Source organism: Micromonospora taraxaci, from assembly GCF_007830095.1.
Lineage (GTDB): Bacteria > Actinomycetota > Actinomycetes > Mycobacteriales > Micromonosporaceae > Micromonospora > Micromonospora taraxaci.
Genome location: NZ_VIWZ01000001.1, coordinates 2,503,458 through 2,520,409, shown reverse-complemented (window position 1 = coordinate 2,520,409; position 16,952 = coordinate 2,503,458). Strand labels below are relative to the sequence as shown.

Below are 16,952 nucleotides of genomic sequence, written 5' to 3'. Positions count from 1 at the left end.
TTTGCGTCAGAAGGACGCCCGCCGGTGACGCAAACCTCTTGATCAACCCAGGTGGTCGCCCGCCAATGGTCGGCGGGGTCGGACGACACGGCGGCCGTAGTCGGCGGCCACGGCGATGACGAGCGGCCCCCAGGCGACCATCGGCGCGTAGTACCGCAGCACCTCCCCGGTCGGAGCCGGATGCGCCGGATCGTCGCGGCCTATTCCGACCCAGCCGCGCTCCACGACGTGGAGCCTGCTGTTGACGAGGAGATAGACGCAGATGGCGACGAGCACCGAACCGCCGATCAACGCGACGATCACGACCGGGCGCGCCGGCACGGGACGGCCGCCGAGCAGTGGCACCCAGTGCGGGAGGCGTTGTCCCCATCGGTGCACCAGGCCGAGCGTCGACAGCGCCAGCCCCATCGACAGGACGGACAGGAAGATCATGTACCACGAGGTGACGGCATCGTCGGTGACCAGCAGGGTCAGTCGCCAGACCGCGGACGGCAGGACGCACAGCGGGACGGCGTAAGCGGCCCAGACAGCCCAACGTGGTGGTTCGGCGGCCCAGGTGCGGTAGGAGTCGGTGGTCATGAGCGCTCCAATCGTGGACGGGCCGAGCCGGGCAGGGAAGTCGCCGGCTCCGACGGCAGACGCGGCCGGGTGGCGAGGGCGTAACCGGTGGTCGTGACGCCGAGCGACACTCCCCAGCCGAGGAACACCAGCAGGGTGGCGCTGGTCGCCCACCCCTCCCACACCTCCGACCACTGCAGGTCCCCGGTGCGTAGCTGGTCAACGAACACCGCGACGCTCAGCACGCCGTAGGTGACCAACGCGAGCGCCACCACCCCGGCCGGAATCACCGCCAGCAGCCGGGGAACCCGTCGACCGCCCAGTCCCGGCACCCAGCGCGGGAACTGCTGACCCCACCGCTGCACCAACCCGAGGACGAGCAGGCCGGCGAGCGGCGGAACGAGGGTGATCGCGAGGCCGGTCTCCGTCGAGAGATCCAGCTGAATCTCGTCCAGCTTCTGCTCGGAGATGCCGAACGGAACGCCGAGCACCCACAGCCCGTGCGGCACGGCCCAGCCGACCACGGGCAGGGCGACAGCGGCGTACGCCCAGCGGCGCGTCCACCTCGGCACCGGTTGGTAGCTGGCAGGCGCTGGGCCGCGCCGGGCACCGGAGGCGTTCGCGAGCCCGGCGAACAGGACGCCACCGGCTACCAGCGCGAGCCGGGCGCCGAGGTCACGCCAGTCCGAAGGGCGTCCCGTCAACGCCGCCGGAACCTCGAAGAGCAGGTGCAGCGGGAACGCGACGACCAGGAGCAGCGCGCTCGCCGCCCAACTCGCGGCCGACGCGGCGCGGCCAGGGGCCCGGATCGCGAACACAATGATCATGGCCAGCGCGACACCGACGCCGACCGCGCCCCAGCCCGCCCAGAAGGGCAGCGTCACCACCCGGTCCGCGCCGCAACCGCCGGCCGGGTCGACCAGGGCGGTGCGATCGCAGGCGGTGTACGCCCACCGGCCGCCCGCGATCCAGGACAGCCGCAGAGCCAGCTCCCCCACGACGAAGACGACGCAGCCCACGGCCCACGCTCGGGCCGCGTCCCGGTTGGCGGATCGACGGGTACGACCGGAGGCTGGCGACCACACACCCACATGCATGGATCAATGCTCTGCGGCGACGACGCGCCACTCCTCCCCGACGTCGGGGGTTTCGCTCCCGCCGTCGGGGGATGGCCGATGAGGCGCTCGACAGGCTTGACCTTGACGCTGCGTCAACCCTCCATGCTGGCGGCTGGAGCGGCCAGCCTAGGGCGACCGGCGACGAGGTGCGTCATGGTCCGGCTCGACCGGTGGTCGCCGTGTAGAGCCGGACCAGAGCTTGGCCGGGTCAGGCGGTCAGACGACGGATGAGTTTGCGCATGCCGGCCTGCCAGCCGTCCGGGTCCTCGGCGCGGCGGCGGGCGTAGTCGGCGACCTCCGGGTGCGGCAGGATCAGGAAACGTTCCTCGGCCAACCCGGCGATGGCCGCGTCGGCGACCTGGTCCGGGGTGAGCACCGCACCGGATGCGGTGATCACGCGGGCGCCGAGGTGACCCTCGGCGATCCCGTCGGCGAGCATCGGGGTGTCCACGCCCTGCGGGCAGAGGGCGCTGACCCGGATGCCCCGGTCCCGGTAGGTGATGGCCAGCCACTCCGCGAAGCCCACCGAGGCGTGCTTCGTCGCGGTGTACGCGGCGTCGCCCACCGCCGTGAGCACACCCGCCGCCGAGCAGGTGTGCAGCAGGTGCCCGCCGCCCCGGGCGAGCATCCCGGGCAGCACCGCACGGGCCGAGTAGACGTGGGCGAGCACGTTGACGCGCCAGGCCCGGTCCCAACCGGCGTCGTCGACCTCCACTCCCCCACCGGTGGTCACGCCCGCGTTGGCGCAGAACAGGTCGATCCGGCCGTACCGCTCCTCGGTGTCGGCGACCAGCTCGCGGACCTGGTCCTCGTCGGTGACGTCGAGGGCTATGGGGTGCGCGACCGGGCCGATGCCCTCGGCCACCGCGTCCGCCGCGTCGGCGTCCAGGTCGGCGACCACCACGGCCGCGGCCCCCTCGGCGGCGAAGCGGCGCGACAGTGCGGCTCCGATGCCGCCGGCCCCGCCGGTGACCACCACGATCCGGTCGGTGAGGTTCACGCGGAGGCTCCTACCGGGTCGACACCCAACTGGGCGATGAGGGTGGTCAGCGCGGTCGCACCGCCGGCGGTCACCTCGGGGGTGGGCAGCAGCGCGAAGACCGGCACGTCCACACCGGCGTCGGCGTAGCGGCGCACCTGGGCGCGGCACCGCTCCGGCGAGCCGTGCAGCACCAGGGCGTCGACCACGTCGTCCGGCACCGCCGCGCTGGCCCCGCGCCGGTCACCGGCGGCCCAGGCCTCCCACATCGGCGCGAGCGTCTCGTCCCGGCCGAGCCAGCGGTGGAACTCGGCGTACGCGGGGACGGTCAGGTAGCTGGTGATGAGCCGCCGGCCCAGAGTCCGGGCGTACGCGGCGTCCTCGGTGGGGCACACGAAGATCCGGGCGGCGACCTCGAAGCCGGGGCGTCGCTCGCCCAACTCGGCGAGGGCACGCGGCACGTCGTCGGCGCTGAGCCAGTTGAGGATGACCCCGTCGGCCTCCGCGCCGGCGAGTCGGAGCATTCCCGGGCGCAGTGCGGCGAGCAGGATCGGTGGCGGCACCGCCGGTGGTCGTTCCAGCGTGAACCGTCGCACGGTGAAGGTGTCGTACACCTCGTCGACGGTCTCGCCACGCAGCGCGGCGCGCAGGAAACGCAGGACGTCACGGGTCCGCCGGAACGGCTCGTCGAACCGGACCGCGTTCCAGTCCCGGACCAGCACGGGCGAGGACGCCCCGATGCCGAGCGAGAACCGGCCCGGCGCGGCCTCGGCCAGCGCCGCCGCGCTCATCGCCAGCAGCCCGGGGCCCCGGGTGAAGACCGGCGTGATCGCGGTGCCGAGCCGTAGCCGGGGTTGCCAGGCGGCGGCGAGGGCCAGCGGGGTGAACGCGTCGGTCCCGGCGACCTCGGACGACCAGACGTCGGTGAACCCGGCCCGGTCGAGCGTCGCGTAGACCGCCTCGTGGTCGGCCAGCGGGATGCCGCCCAGCGGCACCGTCATGCCCCATCGATTCGTCACCGATCGATCGTGCCCGTTGACGGGGCACGCGAGCAAGATCCCCGTACTGGGCAGAATCGCCGGTTTCCGGCGGCGCGTGCCATCGGGGGTGCTACGACTGCCAGGTGGACCGGACCGACGGCGCAGGCCGCTGACCATGGGTTCCAGGGCAGCGGGACGCCTGGAGCCGGTCCCTGCGGCGACCGCTCCCGGCCGGGCCACCTTCCTCGAACTCTTCTTCGACCTGGTGTACGTCTTCGCGCTCACCCGGATCTCGGCCCGCGCGTTCGAGGACCTGACCCAGGAACCGGGCCGGGAACACGGTTGGGGCACTGTCACCGGCAGCGGCAAGACCCTGCTGTTGCTGCTCGCGCTCTGGGCGATCTGGCAGGGCACCGCGTGGACGACCAGCCGGTACGACCCGTACAAGGTGCCCCTGCAGACCGTGGTGATCACCGCGTTGGTGTGCAGCATGGTGATGGGGGTGGCGATCCCCCGGGCGTTCAGCGACACCGCGTTGATGTTCGCGGTGGCGTACGTGGTCGCGCAGGTGACCCGACCGGTGATCCTCTCGATCGCGCTGGGTCCGCACCCGTACCGCCGGTTGAAGGTGCGCATGGCGGTGGTGTTCGCCGTCAGCGGGGTGTTCTGGATCAGCGGCGCGATGTTGAGCACCAACATGCAGGTGGTGTTCTGGACGACGGCGCTGGTGATCGAGTACCTGGCCGCCCGCTGTGGCTGGCCGGTGCCGGGGCTGGGCCGTTCGACGATCTCCAAGTGGGAGATCGCCGGTGAGCACCTGGCCGAGCGGTACCAGCAGTTCTTCCTCGTCGCCCTGGGCGAGACGATCCTGGTGGCCGGTTTCGCGTACAGCAGGGGACCGTACAAGACGGGGCACGCCTGGGCGTTCGCGCTCGCGCTGGCCACGTCGATCATGCTGTGGCGGATCTACGTCCAGCGGGCCGGGCGGATCCTGGGCGAGGCGGTGACGAAGGCCCGGCACCCGGCGACCATCGGTCGGTCGGCGGCCGACACCCACCTGGTGATGGTGGTCGGGCTCGCCGCCACAGCGATCGGATACGAGCTGATCATCGAGCATCCACTGGAACGGATCCCGGGGCCGTGGTTGGCCCTGGTGCTCGGCGGTCCGGCGCTGTTCCTGGCCGGTCGTTCCCGCCTCGAGTACGAGGTGTTCGCGCGGGTCTCGCCGTCGCGCTGGATCGCCCTGCTGACGCTGGCGGTGTCGGCGGTGCCGCTGTTGTTCCTGCCGGGTGTGGTCGCGACAGCGGTCGGGGCGCTCGTGCTGGCCGCTGTCGTCGTCGCCGACGCCCGCCGGGCCCACGGCGCCCCACCGGAGCCGGCCGCACCCCCGTTCTGATACGACCACGCACGTCGATTCGCTGCCGGCGCGACCGGTTAATCTCGGCCGGTGACCTTCTCCATCGTCGCCCGCTCCGCCGACGGCCGTCTGCACGGCGTCGCCGTCGCCAGCAAGTTCCTCGCCGCCGGGGCGGTGGTGCCGGCCGCCGCCGCCGAGGTGGGCGCGCTGGCCACCCAGGCGCACGCCAACCTCGCCTACCGTCCGCAGGGCCTCGCCCTGCTGCGCACCGGCGTGGCGGCGACCGATGTCGTGGCCGGGCTGGTCGCCGCCGACCCGGAGCGGGAGCACCGCCAGCTCGGCGTCGTGGGGGCCAGCGGTCCGGGTGCCAGCTGGACCGGGCCGGCCTGCCTCCCGTGGGCCGGCGGGCGGACCGGCGACGGTTGGGCCGCACAGGGCAACGTACTCACCGGCCCGGAGGTCGTCGACGCCCTCGGCGAGGCGTGGCTGGCGGGTGCGGCGTTGCCGTTCGCCGAGCGGCTGGTCGCCGCGCTGCGGGCCGGCGACGAGGCCGGCGGTGACCGACGGGGTCGGCAGAGCGCCGGGTTGCTGGTGGTCGAGCGTGGCGGCGGGTACGGCGGCACCAGCGACGTGCTGGTCGACCTTCGCGTGGACGATCACCCGGACCCGATCGCCGAGCTGAGCCGGCTGCTCGCCGTCCACACCATGCTGTTCGGTCGGCCGGACCCGGCCACCCTGCTCGACCTGACCGGCGCGGTCGCCGAGGAGGTGGCGGCGTTGCTCAGGGCGCTGGGCCATCCGGTGACCGACGATGGGCCCGAGGCGGCGTTGACCTCCTGGGCGGGGCTGGAGAACCTGGAGGAGCGGTTGGTGCCGGGCCGGATCGATCCGGTCGTCCTGACGCACCTGCGCGGAGTCGCCCCGCACGTCCCCGCGCCCCGGTCCGCGACCTGACCTGTTCGGGCTAGGGCCTGTTTCATAAGGGCGGTCGAGCCGAGGCGGAGTCCGGGCGGCGATCCGGCAAGGCGCGGTTTCGTCCGGGCCCGCCGCAGGCCGGCCAGGTCTTATGAAACAGGCCCTAGCGGCCGAAGGCGAGCCAGCGGAAGCCCGCCGCGTCGATCGCGGCCCGTTCCGGGGCGGTCAGCGCCGCCCGGCCGGTGGTCTTACGGATCACTGTCACCCGATCCCAGCCCAGAGCGGCCGGGGCCGGGTGCCCGCCGGTGAGAAGGTCGGCGATCACCTCGGCCGCCGGGGTGGTGAGCCACGGCGGCCGGTCCAGAGCGGCAGCCAGGTCCAGACCGTGTACGCCCACCTCGACGACCCGGGTCCGCAGGAACTCGGTGAGGCGCATCGCGTCGCCGTGTCGGGTCCGCACCACCCGATCGGGCGGAGCGGCGGCCACCGCCGCGTCGGTGGCCCGCCACGCTCGGTCCACCTCGGCCGCCAGCGCCGCCCGGTCCACCCGGAGCGCGTCACGCCACCCACCGGCGACCCGGTCGGCGTCCACCTGCTCGGTGAACTTCGCCCGGCCGAAGTAACCGGCGGCGTCCACCTCCGCGCGGGCCGGGGCCGGCGCGGCGAGCATGTCGGTCAGCCGGCCGACGCCGGTGCGGACGTGCGCGATCAACTCCACGACGGTCCACGGCGGGCAGTCGGTGGGTCGGTCGAGGTCGGCGTCGACCAGGTCGGTCAGAACCTCGGTGAGCCGGGCGCACTCGGCGGAGAACGCCGCGCGGACGGGATCCATGCCCGGCTCAGCCCTTGACGCGGGGCACGAGCCGGTGCACGACGGTGAGCACCAGCGCCATCACGACCGCCATCGTTCCGGCGATCCCGGCGGCGCTGCCGGCGTACCCGATGAACAGCGGCCGGCGGCTCAACTCCTGCGGTCCGGTGCCGCGCAGCTCGATCAGCCAGGCCAGGGCCAGCCCACAGGCGATCAGGGCGAGCACACCGCCCACCCCGAGCACCAGCGCGGCGATCCGGTGCGCGTCACCGGGGGCTACCTCGGCCTGCTCGCGTTGGGTGACCAGCAGGAGCAGCCCGGCCAACGCCGCCCACACACCCACCACCAGGTACGCGGCGACCGCGTCGCTGGGCCGGTGCCAGCCGGCGGAGAGGGTGGCGACCCCGGCGGCGGCGGCGTAGCCGGCACCGATGAAGGCGCCGGCCGCGCGCACCTTGCGCGGCAGGACGAGCATCAGCGCGATCGCCACCGACGCGGCCACTGTGGTGTGCCCGCTGGGCAGGCTGTTGCCCACCGCGGCGCGCTCCGGGTCGAGGCCGAAGTCGGGGCGGTTCAGCCCGTACTTCAGCAACTGGGTCGAGACGTTCGCCCCGGCGATCAGCAGGGTCGCGGTGACGGCCAGGGCGATCCGCCCCCGGATCAACGCGATGAAGCCGATCATCGCGGTGGCGGCCAGCAGGGAGACCACCGACATCGCGTTGAGGATCCGGTTGACAGGTCCGTCGATGGTGTCGTGCCCGATCCGGTTGCCGGTCAGCGCGACGGTGTCCACCCACTGACCGACCTCGGTGTACACGGCCACCCGCCACACGGCGAGGAAGGCAGCCGCCTGGACAAGGGCCAGTACGACCAACCAGACCGCGGTCCAACCCCGTGCCGTCGCGCGCATCCGCACACCGTAGCGGCCGGCGTCGGCCAGCCGATCGGTGGCCCGCCGCGCGTCGACGGTTAGGTTGTGCCGGAGGCGAGGAGGCGGTGGTGGGCGGAACACCGGAACGCGACAGCGGGCAGGCCGAGCCCGATCCGGAGCAGCGCGAGAGCGCCGGTCCGGGGCCGGCAGGGCCGACCGGGGCCGACACCGACCCGGGAGGGCCGGCGCGGGCCGAGTCGCTGACGGATCTGCTGGGCGGGCGACGCGGCGCCATCGACGCCACCCTGCCGCCGGTGGCGTTCGCCGCGGGCTGGTTGCTGGGCGGCGAGTCGCTGTGGGGTGGTGTCGGCGCGGCGCTGGCCGTGGGCGCGGTGGTGGCCGGCGTACGGCTGCGTCGGGGTGACCGGCCGCGATCGGTGTTGATCGGGCTGCTGGCGGTCTGCGTCGCGGCGTTGATCGCGGTGCGCACGGGCCGGGCCGAGAATTTCTTCCTGATCCAGGTGCTGTCCAACGCCGCGAGCGCTCTGGCGTGGGCGGTCAGCATCGTCGTGCGTTGGCCGCTGCTCGGCGTGCTGGTCGGCGCGGTGCTCGGCCAGCGCGCCCGGTGGCGACGCGACCCGGCGCTGCTGCGGGGGTACGGCCGGGCCAGTTGGGTGTGGACGGCTACCTACCTGCTGCGGGTCGCCGTGTTCGTGCCGCTCTATCTGGGTGGGCAGGTGCTCGCGCTGGTGGTGGCCCGGGTGGCGTTGACCTGGCCGCTGGTCGCGGCGGCGCTGGCGCTGAGTTGGGTGGTGCTGCGGCGCTCGCTGCCGACCGGGCACCCGGGTCTGCGTCATCCGGTCGCATCGGACCCGGTCGCGCCGCCTCGTTGACCCGAACCTGGCTCACGGAGCCGGGCGAATGGCGGGAAAGAAAGTGGAGAGGCCGCCACGGGGGGAGCGGCCTCTCCGGTGACGTACGTTACTCCGTCGTGGACTTCGGTGTGATCCCGTGAGGGCCCGAATTTCTGGGCTTTTTTGCAACTGGCTCCAGTCCGGGCGGTGGGGTGGGCCAGCCGATCCGCTGCGTCGGCCAGATGGCCGGCCCACCCCGGCCTGACCGTGGGTGTCAGGCCGTCCCCCGGTCGGGTCCGTCGTTCCCCGGACCCCGACCGAATCCCGGGGTGGGCGGTCCACGCCGCCCACCCCGGGTCGCTCAGCCGTTCGGGAACATGCTGCCGTAGTCGGCGTACGCCATGGCGACGTCAGCCTGTGCCCAGAACCGGTGGTAGTTGAACTCGGGCTCCGGACCACCGTTCAGGTACGCCTGCACCTTGGGCCAGTCCGGGTCGTTCTTGTAGAAGGACCGGATGTCGAGGAAGCTCTTGCCGGCGGCGATGGCGTCGCCGTTCGGCATCTTCCCGGTCCACCCCGACGGGACGTAGAGGCCCTGCCCGGTGGACGCGTTGTAGACGTCGTCGAAGCGCCGGTAGTCGCCACGCTTCTCGGTGGTGGAGACACCCTTGGCGTCACTGGCGGCCGACAGCGCGTCGAGCAGCCCCTTGGCGGTGTCCTTCGCCGCCACGTTGCCCGACTTGGCCGCGTACGCGATCAGGATCCGGGCGTAGGCGGCGGTGACACCGACGTCCTGGCCCTTGCTGATGACCTCGACGTGCAGGCCCGTGTTGGGCTGCGGGTTGGACGGGTTCCAGGTGGTCGGCTGACCGGTCCACGCCATGTCCGACGGGATCGACCAGTTGGTGCCGAGGGTGGTGTTGGCGATCGCCCAGGGCACCCACTTGTCCAGCAGCGCCTTGGCCTTCGCGTTGCCGGTCTGCTGGTACAGCTCGGCGATGCGCTGCATCGACCAGGCCTGCATGCCGAACCACTGGTTCGACGGCGGGTCGTTGTAGACCGGGTCGACGTCGTAGAACATGCCGTAGAAGGTGCTGGTGCCGGCCGGCGGCTGGGCATAGCTACCGTCCCAGCTGTTGGTGGCGCCACCGGCGATGCCGCCCTCGGCGGACTGCAACCAGGTGTAGAACTCCAGCTGCCGCTCGAAGCTCTTGGTCCAGTCGGCGACCGCTGTCGACGACTGCGGCTTGAGCTCCGGGGTGTTGGTCAGCGCCCAGGCCGCGAACGGGTTCTGGTAGCCGAAGTGGTTGTGGCTGGAGCCGATCCGCCAGGACCAGTTCTGGCTGGCGTCGTACGCGCCGCCCCAGGCGTAGTACCAGGACAGCAGGTAGTGCGCCGAGTCCTTGCCACTGCCGGCGGGGCAGGTGCTGGCCCCGACGCAGTTGCCGATCTTCTTGAAGTACTTGTCGAACATCGCGTACCGCAGGTAATCGCCCATCTTGGCGGCCTTGGTGATGGTGGCCGCGACGTCGGCCTGCTTGTTCTGCGCCTTCGACCAGGTCAGCGCCCAGTACGCGGCCTGCACGGCGCGGGCGTCGGCGTCCGGGGCGTTGGTGTACTTCCACTGCTTGGCGGGGGCGCCGGTGTCCTTGACGAACAGGTCGAGGTAGCCGTACTGACCGCCGTGCTTGAAGGTGTCGCAGGAGGGCTGCGGAATGGTTTCCCACACCGACTCCTGGGTGCCCCGCTGGAAGGTGTTGATGTAGGCCGGCTTGGTGGTGCCGTCACCGCAGCGGCCGAAGCCGTAGGTGTTGTCGACGTCCATCAGCCAGTGCATGCCGTAGATGTCGCCGGTGCCGTAGGTGGACTGCAACTCCGAGCGGAGCGGGTCCTGGCCGACCGAGACGTTCGGGTTCAGCGCCGATGGGTACTGGCTGGGCAGGTTGTACTCCGCGGCGTACTGCGGCGTCCCCGCGGAGCCGGCGGTCGGCTGGTCGGCGTGCGTGGGGATGATGTACTTCTCCATCACCGTCCAGGCGTTGTTGAACGGCGCCCAGTTCTGGGTGACCTTGCCGTAGTAGGCCTCCAGCCAGAGCCAGAAGCTGAACGCCTCCGAGGTGGTCTCGTGGCCGTGGTCGGGCGCCTCGACGATCAGCGTCTCCACCGAGTGGTACGGCACGCCCTCGGGGCTGAAGTAGCCCGAGTTCTTGATCTTGCCGTACTGCTCGAGGAACTTCGCGGTGTAGGCGTTGTCGCCGCCGGGGGTGTCATTGTCGATCTCGGTGGCGGTGACCGCCAGCGAGGCCAGACCGGTGGCGGCGGCGGTGATGGTGGCGGTGCCGCCGGCGGTGTCGGCGTCCTCCGCCGCGGCGACCGTGACGGTGACCCCGGTGTTCCAGTTGCTCGAGGTGAGCGTGGCGGTGGCCGGCGAGACGGTGATGTCGGTGTCGCCGGTGCGGGTGAGGGTGACCGGCACGCTGGCCGTCGGCGCGGCGCTGAGCTTCAGGTTGAAGGTGGCGGTGCCACCCTCGCTGACACTCACCGCGGACGGGGTGGCGACGAGCGTCGGGCCGGTGGCGGTGCCGACGGTGAACGCCTTCTCGTCGACCCCGATGCCGTTGGCGTTGTCGTACGCCTTGGCCTGGACGGTGTAGCTGCCGGCCGGCAGGTCCTCCTGCGTGTAGGCGTACGGCGCGGAGGTGTCCGTGTTGACCAGCAGGCCGTTGCGGTAGAACTCGACCTTGCTGATCGTCCCGTCCGGGTCGCTGGCGGTGGCGGTCAGCGGCACGTCGGCCGGCGCGGTGAACGGCCCGGTCGGCAGGCCGAGCGAGACGGTCGGCGGCTGGTTGGCCGGGGTGCCGTTGCAGGGGGTGCCGTTCAGGGTGAACGCGGTGGGCTTCGGGTTGCTCCCCGTGTGGGCGCCGTTGAAGCCGATGGTGGTGGAGGCCCCGGTGCCGAGGTTGCCGTTGTACGACTCGTTGGTCGCGGTGACCTGAGTGCCGGACTGGCTGTACCTCGCCGACCAGCCCTGGGTGACCCGCTGGCCGCTGTTCGGGAAGGTCCACTTGAGCGTCCAGTTGCTGATCGGATCGCCCAGGTTCTTGATGGTGACGTTGGCGGTGAAGCCGGTGTTCCAGTCGTTGGTCGCGTAGACCACGTCGCAGGCCGGGGCGGCCTGCGCGGCACCGGCGGGCAGGGTCACCCCGCCGACGGCGAGCAACGCGGCGGCGGCGATCGCCACGCGACGGCGTATTGCCAGTTGTCTCATGTGCGCGGTGTCTCCTCGGGCGAGGCCGGGATGATCCCGGCGAAGGCGCCGGCCCGCGAGGGTGGTGGTCCGCGGGGGTTGAGAGGCGCCGGGAAGGTGGTCTCCCCGGGCCCGGCCGGGGTGGGTCGGTGCGGCCCGCACGGGAAGGGGTCCCGCTGGCCGCGATGGGGTGACCGTGACCGGACGTGGTGCTGCCGGCTGCCCTCGGTGGACCCGCACTGACGCGATGTGGCTCCTGCCGCGTTGAATCGACAGTGTGCCATGGAAGCGCTCCCACAACAAGCCGGATCGGCTCCTTGTTTCGATCTTGTTTTGGGTCTTTCACAAAGGCGTGACGGGCGTTACAGTCGCAACATCGGTCGATGGGAGCGCTTCCATCGACAAGGTTCCAACTAGAAGATCACCGGCGTCGCCTCCGGGCGGGGCCGGGGAACCCGACCGATGGCCGACGACGGGCCAGCCCGGACGCCGTCGTCAGCCATCGTCCCGCCACATGGAGGGAGGTGGAACCAGAGCCACTCGCGTGGCCCGGCTCCCGCGCGACACGCATGGCAGGACCCAAATTCCGCTTGCGTGTGTGCAGTTACGGTGGGGACGGGGGTTGCCCTCCCCCGTCCCCACACTAAACCCCCGTACACGATAGGAAAAGAGGCCGACGGGACAGGCGCGGTGCGCCGCCCGGACGGCCTCGTTCGCTGCTCGGGGCCATACCCGCCGCCACCCCGCCAGCCCCGGCCGCCACGACGGTCGGATGACCGGCAGGCCGCGTCTGCCCTATCATGGGAGCGCTCCCGAATCTTCGGCGGTGGCCCCGTATCCATGAGGAGAATCCATGTCGATACCTAATGGGCCCGCCGGCCCGCTGCGCTTCCCGGACGACTTCGGCTGGGGCGCGGCCACCTCCGCGTACCAGATCGAAGGCGCCGCCAAGGAAGACGGGCGCGGCGAATCGGTCTGGGACACTTTCAGCCGCGTCCCGGGGCGCACCCGCAACGGCGACACCGGCGACGTGGCCATCGACCACTACCACCGGTACGCCGAGGACCTCGACCTCATGCGCGACCTCGGGTTGCGCAGCTACCGCTTCTCCATCTCCTGGCCCCGGATCCAGCCCGACGGCACCGGGACGCCCAACCAACGCGGCCTCGACTTCTACCGACGCCTGCTCGACGGCCTCCACGAACGCGGCATCACCCCAATGGCCACCCTGTTCCACTGGGACCTCCCCCAGGCACTTCAGGACGCCGGCGGCTGGGAGTCCCGCGACACCTCCCAGCGCTTCGCCGACTACGCGGACCTGGTCTTCCACGCCCTCGGTGACCGGGTGCCGGCCTGGCTCACCGTCAACGAACCCAAGACCGTGGTGCAGAACGGCTACCTCACCGGCCACCACGCCCCCGGCCGGCAGGACCCGGACGCCGCCTACCTGGTCGCCCACCACCTGCAGCTCGCGCACGGGCTCGCCGTCGCCGCGCTGCGGGCAAGCGGCAGCGACAGCCGGATCGGCCCCGCGTTCAACCTGCACCCCTGCTACCCCGCCGACGACTCCCCGCAGGCTGCCGCGGCCGCCCACCTCTACGACGGCTACGAGAACCGCCTCTACCTCGACTCCCTACTCAAGGGCAGTTACCCGGAGGACGTGCTGACCGACCTGGGCCCGCAGAGCCGGATGGCCCGGGGCATCCGCGACGGCGACCTGGCGATCATCTCCGCGCCCGTCGACCTGCTGGCCGTGCAGTACTACACGCCGATCTACGTCACCGCCGACGGCGGCACCGAACACCGCTGGGCGACCTCGGAGGCCACGTGGCAGCAGATCTACCCCGAGGGGTTGTACGACCTCCTGACCCGGATCACCCGCGAGTACGGCCCGATCCCGCTCACCATCACCGAGAACGGGCTCCCCACGCCGGACACGCTGGCCGCTGACGACACCGTCCAGGACACAGGTCGGATCAGCTTCCTGCGCGACCACCTCGCCGCCGCACACCGGGCCATCGCCGACGGCGTGCCGCTGGAGAGCTTCCACGTCTGGTCGCTGCTGGACAACTTCGAGTGGGACGCGGGATACGACCAACGCTGGGGCCTGGTCTACGTGGACTACGCGACCCAGCGGCGGGTGCTCAAGAGCAGCGCCACCTGGTACCGCTCCGTCATCGCCGACGGCGGCTTCTGAACGCACCGGCACCCGGACGACCGGGCCCGGACGGCTCGACTCGAGATGAGCCGGCGACCGTCCGGGCCTCGGCCACCGCACTCAGCGAGGCAGTGCCTGCTGCAACTCCGCCCGCAACGCCGGGGTGAGCATCTCCCCCGCCTGCTTGGCCAGCCGGGCCATCTCGTAGCCCACCACGCCGATGTCCGCGTCACCGGCGGCCAACGTCGCCAGGATCGAACCGTCGCGGATCTGCATCACCAGGAAGTAGCCGCGGCCCATCTCGACCACCGTCTGCTTGACGACGTCCCCGTCGAACATCGAGGCCGCGCCTGCGGTGATGCTCATCAGCCCGGAGGTCACCGCAGCGAGCTTGTCCGCGTTGTCACGCGGCAGATGGTCGGAGATCGCCACCAACAACCCGTCGGACGAGACCACCACCGCGTGCGCCACACCCGGCACCCGCTCCGCGAACGCGCTCACCAGCCAGCTCAGGTCACGCGCCTCCTGGCTCAACGTCGTCACTGTCGTCGTCCCCCTTCGTCGTGCCCCCCGGACGGTGGCACGGGTATCTCGGTGGTGTCCTCGGCCTCGGCGCGCCGCACTCCGCTGTAGAGCCGGGAGAGCATGCCGCCGACCGCCTCCGGGTCCGGGTCGGTGCGGGTCGGTGCCACCGTCGGTTGCGCCGAGCGGGTGACAGCGCTCAACTGTGCCATCGGCACCCGCACCGGCAGCCCTCGCTCGTTCGTACCGGCCGTGACCGGCACGGTCGGTGGCATCCCCGACGCGGGGACGATCGGCGCGGACGGGCCGGGGCCCTGCCGCGACCACCAGCCCCCGCCGACGTCCCGGCCGCCGGCCGGGGTCAAGACGTCCTCGGCGCGCACCGGCACCGGACGGGCCTGACGCGGCACGGCGGCGGCCGGTGGCCGACCGGCAACCGGCAGGTCCCGCGCCGCCATGCCCAGCCCGGAGGCGTGCGCCTCGGCGACGGCCCCGGGCTGCCGGACCACGCCCCGCGCCGCGCCCGTCGCCAGCATGCGGGCCGGCGCGGGCAGATCCGCCTGCACCGCGCCGGCCGGGGCGAGCATCGCCGCGGGCAACGCGAGCCGGGCGACCAGACCGCCCTGGTGGTCGTCCAACCTGACCCGTACGCCGAGCCGTGCGGCCAGGTGGCTGACCACGAAGAGGCCCATCCGCTCCACCGTCGCGACGTCCGCTGCCGGAGGGCTGGCCAGCACCGCGTTCGCCTCGGTCAGCGCGGTCGGGCTCATCCCCAGGCCACGGTCGGCGATCTCGACCAGAGCGGTGGCGGCGTCGACCCTCGCCGTCACCACCACCGTCGTGTCCGGACGCGAGAAGGCGGTGGCGTTCTCCAACAGCTCCGCCAGCATGTGCACCAACTCGCCGACGGCGTGCCCGACCACGTACACGTCGGCCACCGCGTCGATCCGGACCCGCTGGTACTGCTCGATCTCCGCGGCGGCGGCCAGCAGCACCGCGCCGAGGCCGACGGGCCGGTTCCACCGGCGGGTGGAGTCCGTGCCGGCGAGCACCAGCAGGCTCTCGTCGTTACGGCGCATCCGGGCGGCCAGGTGGTCGAGCTTGAACAGGTTCTCCAGCTGGTCCGGGTCGCTCTCCTCGCGCTCCAGGTCGTCCAGCAGCTCCAGCTGCCGCTCCACCAGCACCTGGCTGCGGCGGGCCAGGTTGACGAACATGGCGTTGACGTTGCGCCGCATGAGTGCCTGCTCGACGGCGACAGTGACGGCGCTGCGGTGCACCGCGACGAACGCCTCCGCCAGCTCGCCGATCTCGTCGAGCGAGCGGACCACCGCCGGCGCGACCTCGATGCCCGGCACACCGCCGGTGACGGCCTTCAGGCGGTCCAGGGCGTCCGGCAGCTCCACCTGCGCGATCCGGAGCGCCTGGCTCCGCAGCAACCGCATCGACCGGGCAACCGACCGGCCGACGAGCAGGGAGATCAGCAGGGCGACCAGCAGGACCGCGACGACACCGCCGACCACCAGCAGGGTGGTCCGTAGCTGCTCGCTGCTGGCGTCGTCGGCCTGTCGCACGGCGTCGTCCAGCACACCCGCCTCGAGCTGGCGCAGCAGCTCCTGACGCTGCTCGCTGGCCGACCACCACTGCTCCGAGGGCAGCACCTCCGGCGACGCGGTCCCGCCGGGCAGGCTGCGCTCCTCCAACCCGGTGGCGACCAGGAACGTCGGAGTGACGGAGGTTTCGTCGTACCGGCGGATCTGGTCGGATGTGGCAGCCACCCGGAACGCGCTGAGCGCGGTCAGCTGCTGGCCACGCAGATCACTGAGGATCACCCGGTCCTCGGTGCCGTACGTGCCGGCGCGACCGGCGGCGTAGAGCTGGGCTCGCACCCGGGAGGAGAGTTCCTTGACCCGGGCCAGTTGGACGTAGCGCAGCACCGCGTCGTTCAACGCCGACTGGCCCTGACCAGGGGTCGGCTCGGCGAGCAGGTCGAGCATCGCGCCGACAGCCCGGTGGTAGTTGCTCAGGATGGTCTCGTTGCTGAGCACCGCCGGCGGGATCGCCGGGCGAATGTCGATCACCTGGTCGTACGCCTCCAGTGCCTCGGAGAACGCGACCCGCCAGGAAGCGTCGGCGTCGGCCAGCGGCTCGGCCGCCCGGCTCAGGTCCACGATGGCCCGGTCGGTGGCCGTCTGCAACGGCTTCAGGTTGGCCGAGGCGGCCGCCCGGTCGCCGCCCCTGCGCAGTTCACCCAACTCGCCCGCCGTACGGTCGCGCTCCTGCTGGAGCTGGTGCACCGCCGCAGTGATCTGTCGGCCGATGCCGACCTGACGGGAGAAGTCGTTGAGCGCTGTCGTCCGCCCCACCAGGGCGCTGGTCTGCACACCGGCGAGCAGCAGGAACGCCATCGACGGAACCACCAGCACGGTGGCGAGCTTCGTGCTCATCCGCCAGTCGCGCAGCCGGAACGGAGACCGTCGCCGATGCGGCACCACCCGGACATCGAAGCGGCGCCGGCGATGGTTCGACACCGCGCCGTTCGCCGGCTCGGGACCTGCCGCCACCCTGCCTCCTCCGTGCTACCG

Annotated in this window: 13 protein-coding genes; 4 read left to right on the top strand and 9 right to left on the bottom strand. The window is 72.1% G+C overall.

What is annotated here, in order from left to right; translation table 11 throughout:
• Window positions 1-42: 42 nt before the first annotated feature.
• The 4 genes from FHU34_RS11830 to FHU34_RS11815 all read right to left on the bottom strand — a co-directional run bounded on the left by FHU34_RS11830 (window position 43) and on the right by FHU34_RS11815 (window position 3,656).
• Window positions 43-579, bottom strand: coding sequence for a hypothetical protein (locus tag FHU34_RS11830; RefSeq protein WP_145779999.1), 537 nt, complete (start codon window positions 577-579; stop codon window positions 43-45).
• The gene (locus FHU34_RS11825) at window positions 576-1,655 is read right to left on the bottom strand and encodes a hypothetical protein (RefSeq protein WP_145779998.1); all 1,080 of its coding nucleotides are present in this window, start codon (window positions 1,653-1,655) and stop codon (window positions 576-578) included. The genes FHU34_RS11830 and FHU34_RS11825 overlap by 4 nt, the downstream gene beginning before the upstream one ends.
• Before the next feature lie 229 nt (window positions 1,656-1,884).
• Window positions 1,885-2,676, bottom strand: coding sequence for an SDR family oxidoreductase (locus FHU34_RS11820; RefSeq protein WP_145779997.1), 792 nt, complete (start codon window positions 2,674-2,676; stop codon window positions 1,885-1,887).
• Window positions 2,673-3,656, bottom strand: coding sequence for an LLM class F420-dependent oxidoreductase (locus FHU34_RS11815; protein WP_145785549.1), 984 nt, complete (start codon window positions 3,654-3,656; stop codon window positions 2,673-2,675). Before FHU34_RS11815 ends, FHU34_RS11820 begins: the two co-directional genes overlap by 4 nt.
• Before the next feature lie 154 nt (window positions 3,657-3,810).
• Here FHU34_RS11815 and FHU34_RS11810 point away from each other — a divergent pair, with 154 nt between their 5' ends.
• Together FHU34_RS11810 and FHU34_RS11805 are read left to right on the top strand one after the other, a co-directional pair.
• Window positions 3,811-5,031 carry a low temperature requirement protein A gene (locus tag FHU34_RS11810; RefSeq protein ID WP_145779996.1) on the top strand — a complete coding sequence of 407 codons (1,221 nt, stop codon included), beginning with the start codon at window positions 3,811-3,813 and terminating at the stop codon, window positions 5,029-5,031.
• A 51-nt stretch (window positions 5,032-5,082) separates the two neighbouring features.
• Window positions 5,083-5,946: a DUF1028 domain-containing protein gene (locus FHU34_RS11805; RefSeq protein WP_145779995.1), complete on the top strand. Its 864-nt coding sequence runs from the start codon at window positions 5,083-5,085 to the stop codon at window positions 5,944-5,946.
• Window positions 5,947-6,070: 124 nt separating this feature from the next.
• Here the strand turns inward: FHU34_RS11805 and FHU34_RS11800 are convergent, their stop codons facing one another.
• Window positions 6,071-6,739 carry a maleylpyruvate isomerase N-terminal domain-containing protein gene (locus FHU34_RS11800; protein ID WP_145779994.1) on the bottom strand — a complete coding sequence of 223 codons (669 nt, stop codon included), beginning with the start codon at window positions 6,737-6,739 and terminating at the stop codon, window positions 6,071-6,073.
• A gap of 7 nt (window positions 6,740-6,746) precedes the next feature.
• Window positions 6,747-7,634, bottom strand: coding sequence for a phosphatase PAP2 family protein (locus tag FHU34_RS11795; protein WP_208745144.1), 888 nt, complete (start codon window positions 7,632-7,634; stop codon window positions 6,747-6,749).
• Between the two features lie 215 nt (window positions 7,635-7,849).
• Between FHU34_RS11795 and FHU34_RS11790 the strand changes: the two genes are divergently transcribed.
• On the top strand, window positions 7,850-8,482 hold the full coding sequence (locus tag FHU34_RS11790) for a DUF3159 domain-containing protein (RefSeq protein WP_244311933.1): 633 nt from the start codon (window positions 7,850-7,852) through the stop codon (window positions 8,480-8,482).
• Window positions 8,483-8,804: 322 nt separating this feature from the next.
• On the opposite strand, the gene FHU34_RS11785 is transcribed toward FHU34_RS11790, so the two are convergent.
• The gene (locus FHU34_RS11785) at window positions 8,805-11,711 is read right to left on the bottom strand and encodes a glycoside hydrolase family 48 protein (protein ID WP_145779991.1); all 2,907 of its coding nucleotides are present in this window, start codon (window positions 11,709-11,711) and stop codon (window positions 8,805-8,807) included.
• An 832-nt stretch (window positions 11,712-12,543) separates the two neighbouring features.
• Here FHU34_RS11785 and FHU34_RS11780 point away from each other — a divergent pair.
• A complete protein-coding gene (locus FHU34_RS11780) occupies window positions 12,544-13,887 on the top strand; it encodes a GH1 family beta-glucosidase (RefSeq protein ID WP_145779990.1) in 1,344 nt (447 codons plus the stop codon).
• An 81-nt stretch (window positions 13,888-13,968) separates the two neighbouring features.
• On the opposite strand, the gene FHU34_RS11775 is transcribed toward FHU34_RS11780, so the two are convergent.
• Both FHU34_RS11775 and FHU34_RS11770 read right to left on the bottom strand, forming a co-directional pair.
• Window positions 13,969-14,391, bottom strand: coding sequence for a roadblock/LC7 domain-containing protein (locus FHU34_RS11775; protein ID WP_088988684.1), 423 nt, complete (start codon window positions 14,389-14,391; stop codon window positions 13,969-13,971).
• Window positions 14,388-16,931: a sensor histidine kinase gene (locus FHU34_RS11770; protein WP_167524801.1), complete on the bottom strand. Its 2,544-nt coding sequence runs from the start codon at window positions 16,929-16,931 to the stop codon at window positions 14,388-14,390. Before FHU34_RS11770 ends, FHU34_RS11775 begins: the two co-directional genes overlap by 4 nt.
• Between the last annotated feature and the right edge of the window lie 21 nt (window positions 16,932-16,952).

Bases quoted from the DNA above. Each gene is read 5' to 3' on its own strand.
- FHU34_RS11830 (WP_145779999.1), bottom strand. From the start codon at position 579: ATGACCACCGACTCCTACCGCACCTGGGCCGCCGAACCACCACGTTGG.
- FHU34_RS11825 (WP_145779998.1), bottom strand. From the start codon at position 1,655: ATGCATGTGGGTGTGTGGTCGCCAGCCTCCGGTCGTACCCGTCGATCC.
- FHU34_RS11815 (WP_145785549.1), bottom strand. From the start codon at position 3,656: ATGACGGTGCCGCTGGGCGGCATCCCGCTGGCCGACCACGAGGCGGTC.
- FHU34_RS11810 (WP_145779996.1), top strand. From the start codon at position 3,811: ATGGGTTCCAGGGCAGCGGGACGCCTGGAGCCGGTCCCTGCGGCGACC.
- FHU34_RS11800 (WP_145779994.1), bottom strand. From the start codon at position 6,739: ATGGATCCCGTCCGCGCGGCGTTCTCCGCCGAGTGCGCCCGGCTCACC.
- FHU34_RS11785 (WP_145779991.1), bottom strand. From the start codon at position 11,711: ATGAGACAACTGGCAATACGCCGTCGCGTGGCGATCGCCGCCGCCGCG.
- FHU34_RS11780 (WP_145779990.1), top strand. From the start codon at position 12,544: ATGTCGATACCTAATGGGCCCGCCGGCCCGCTGCGCTTCCCGGACGAC.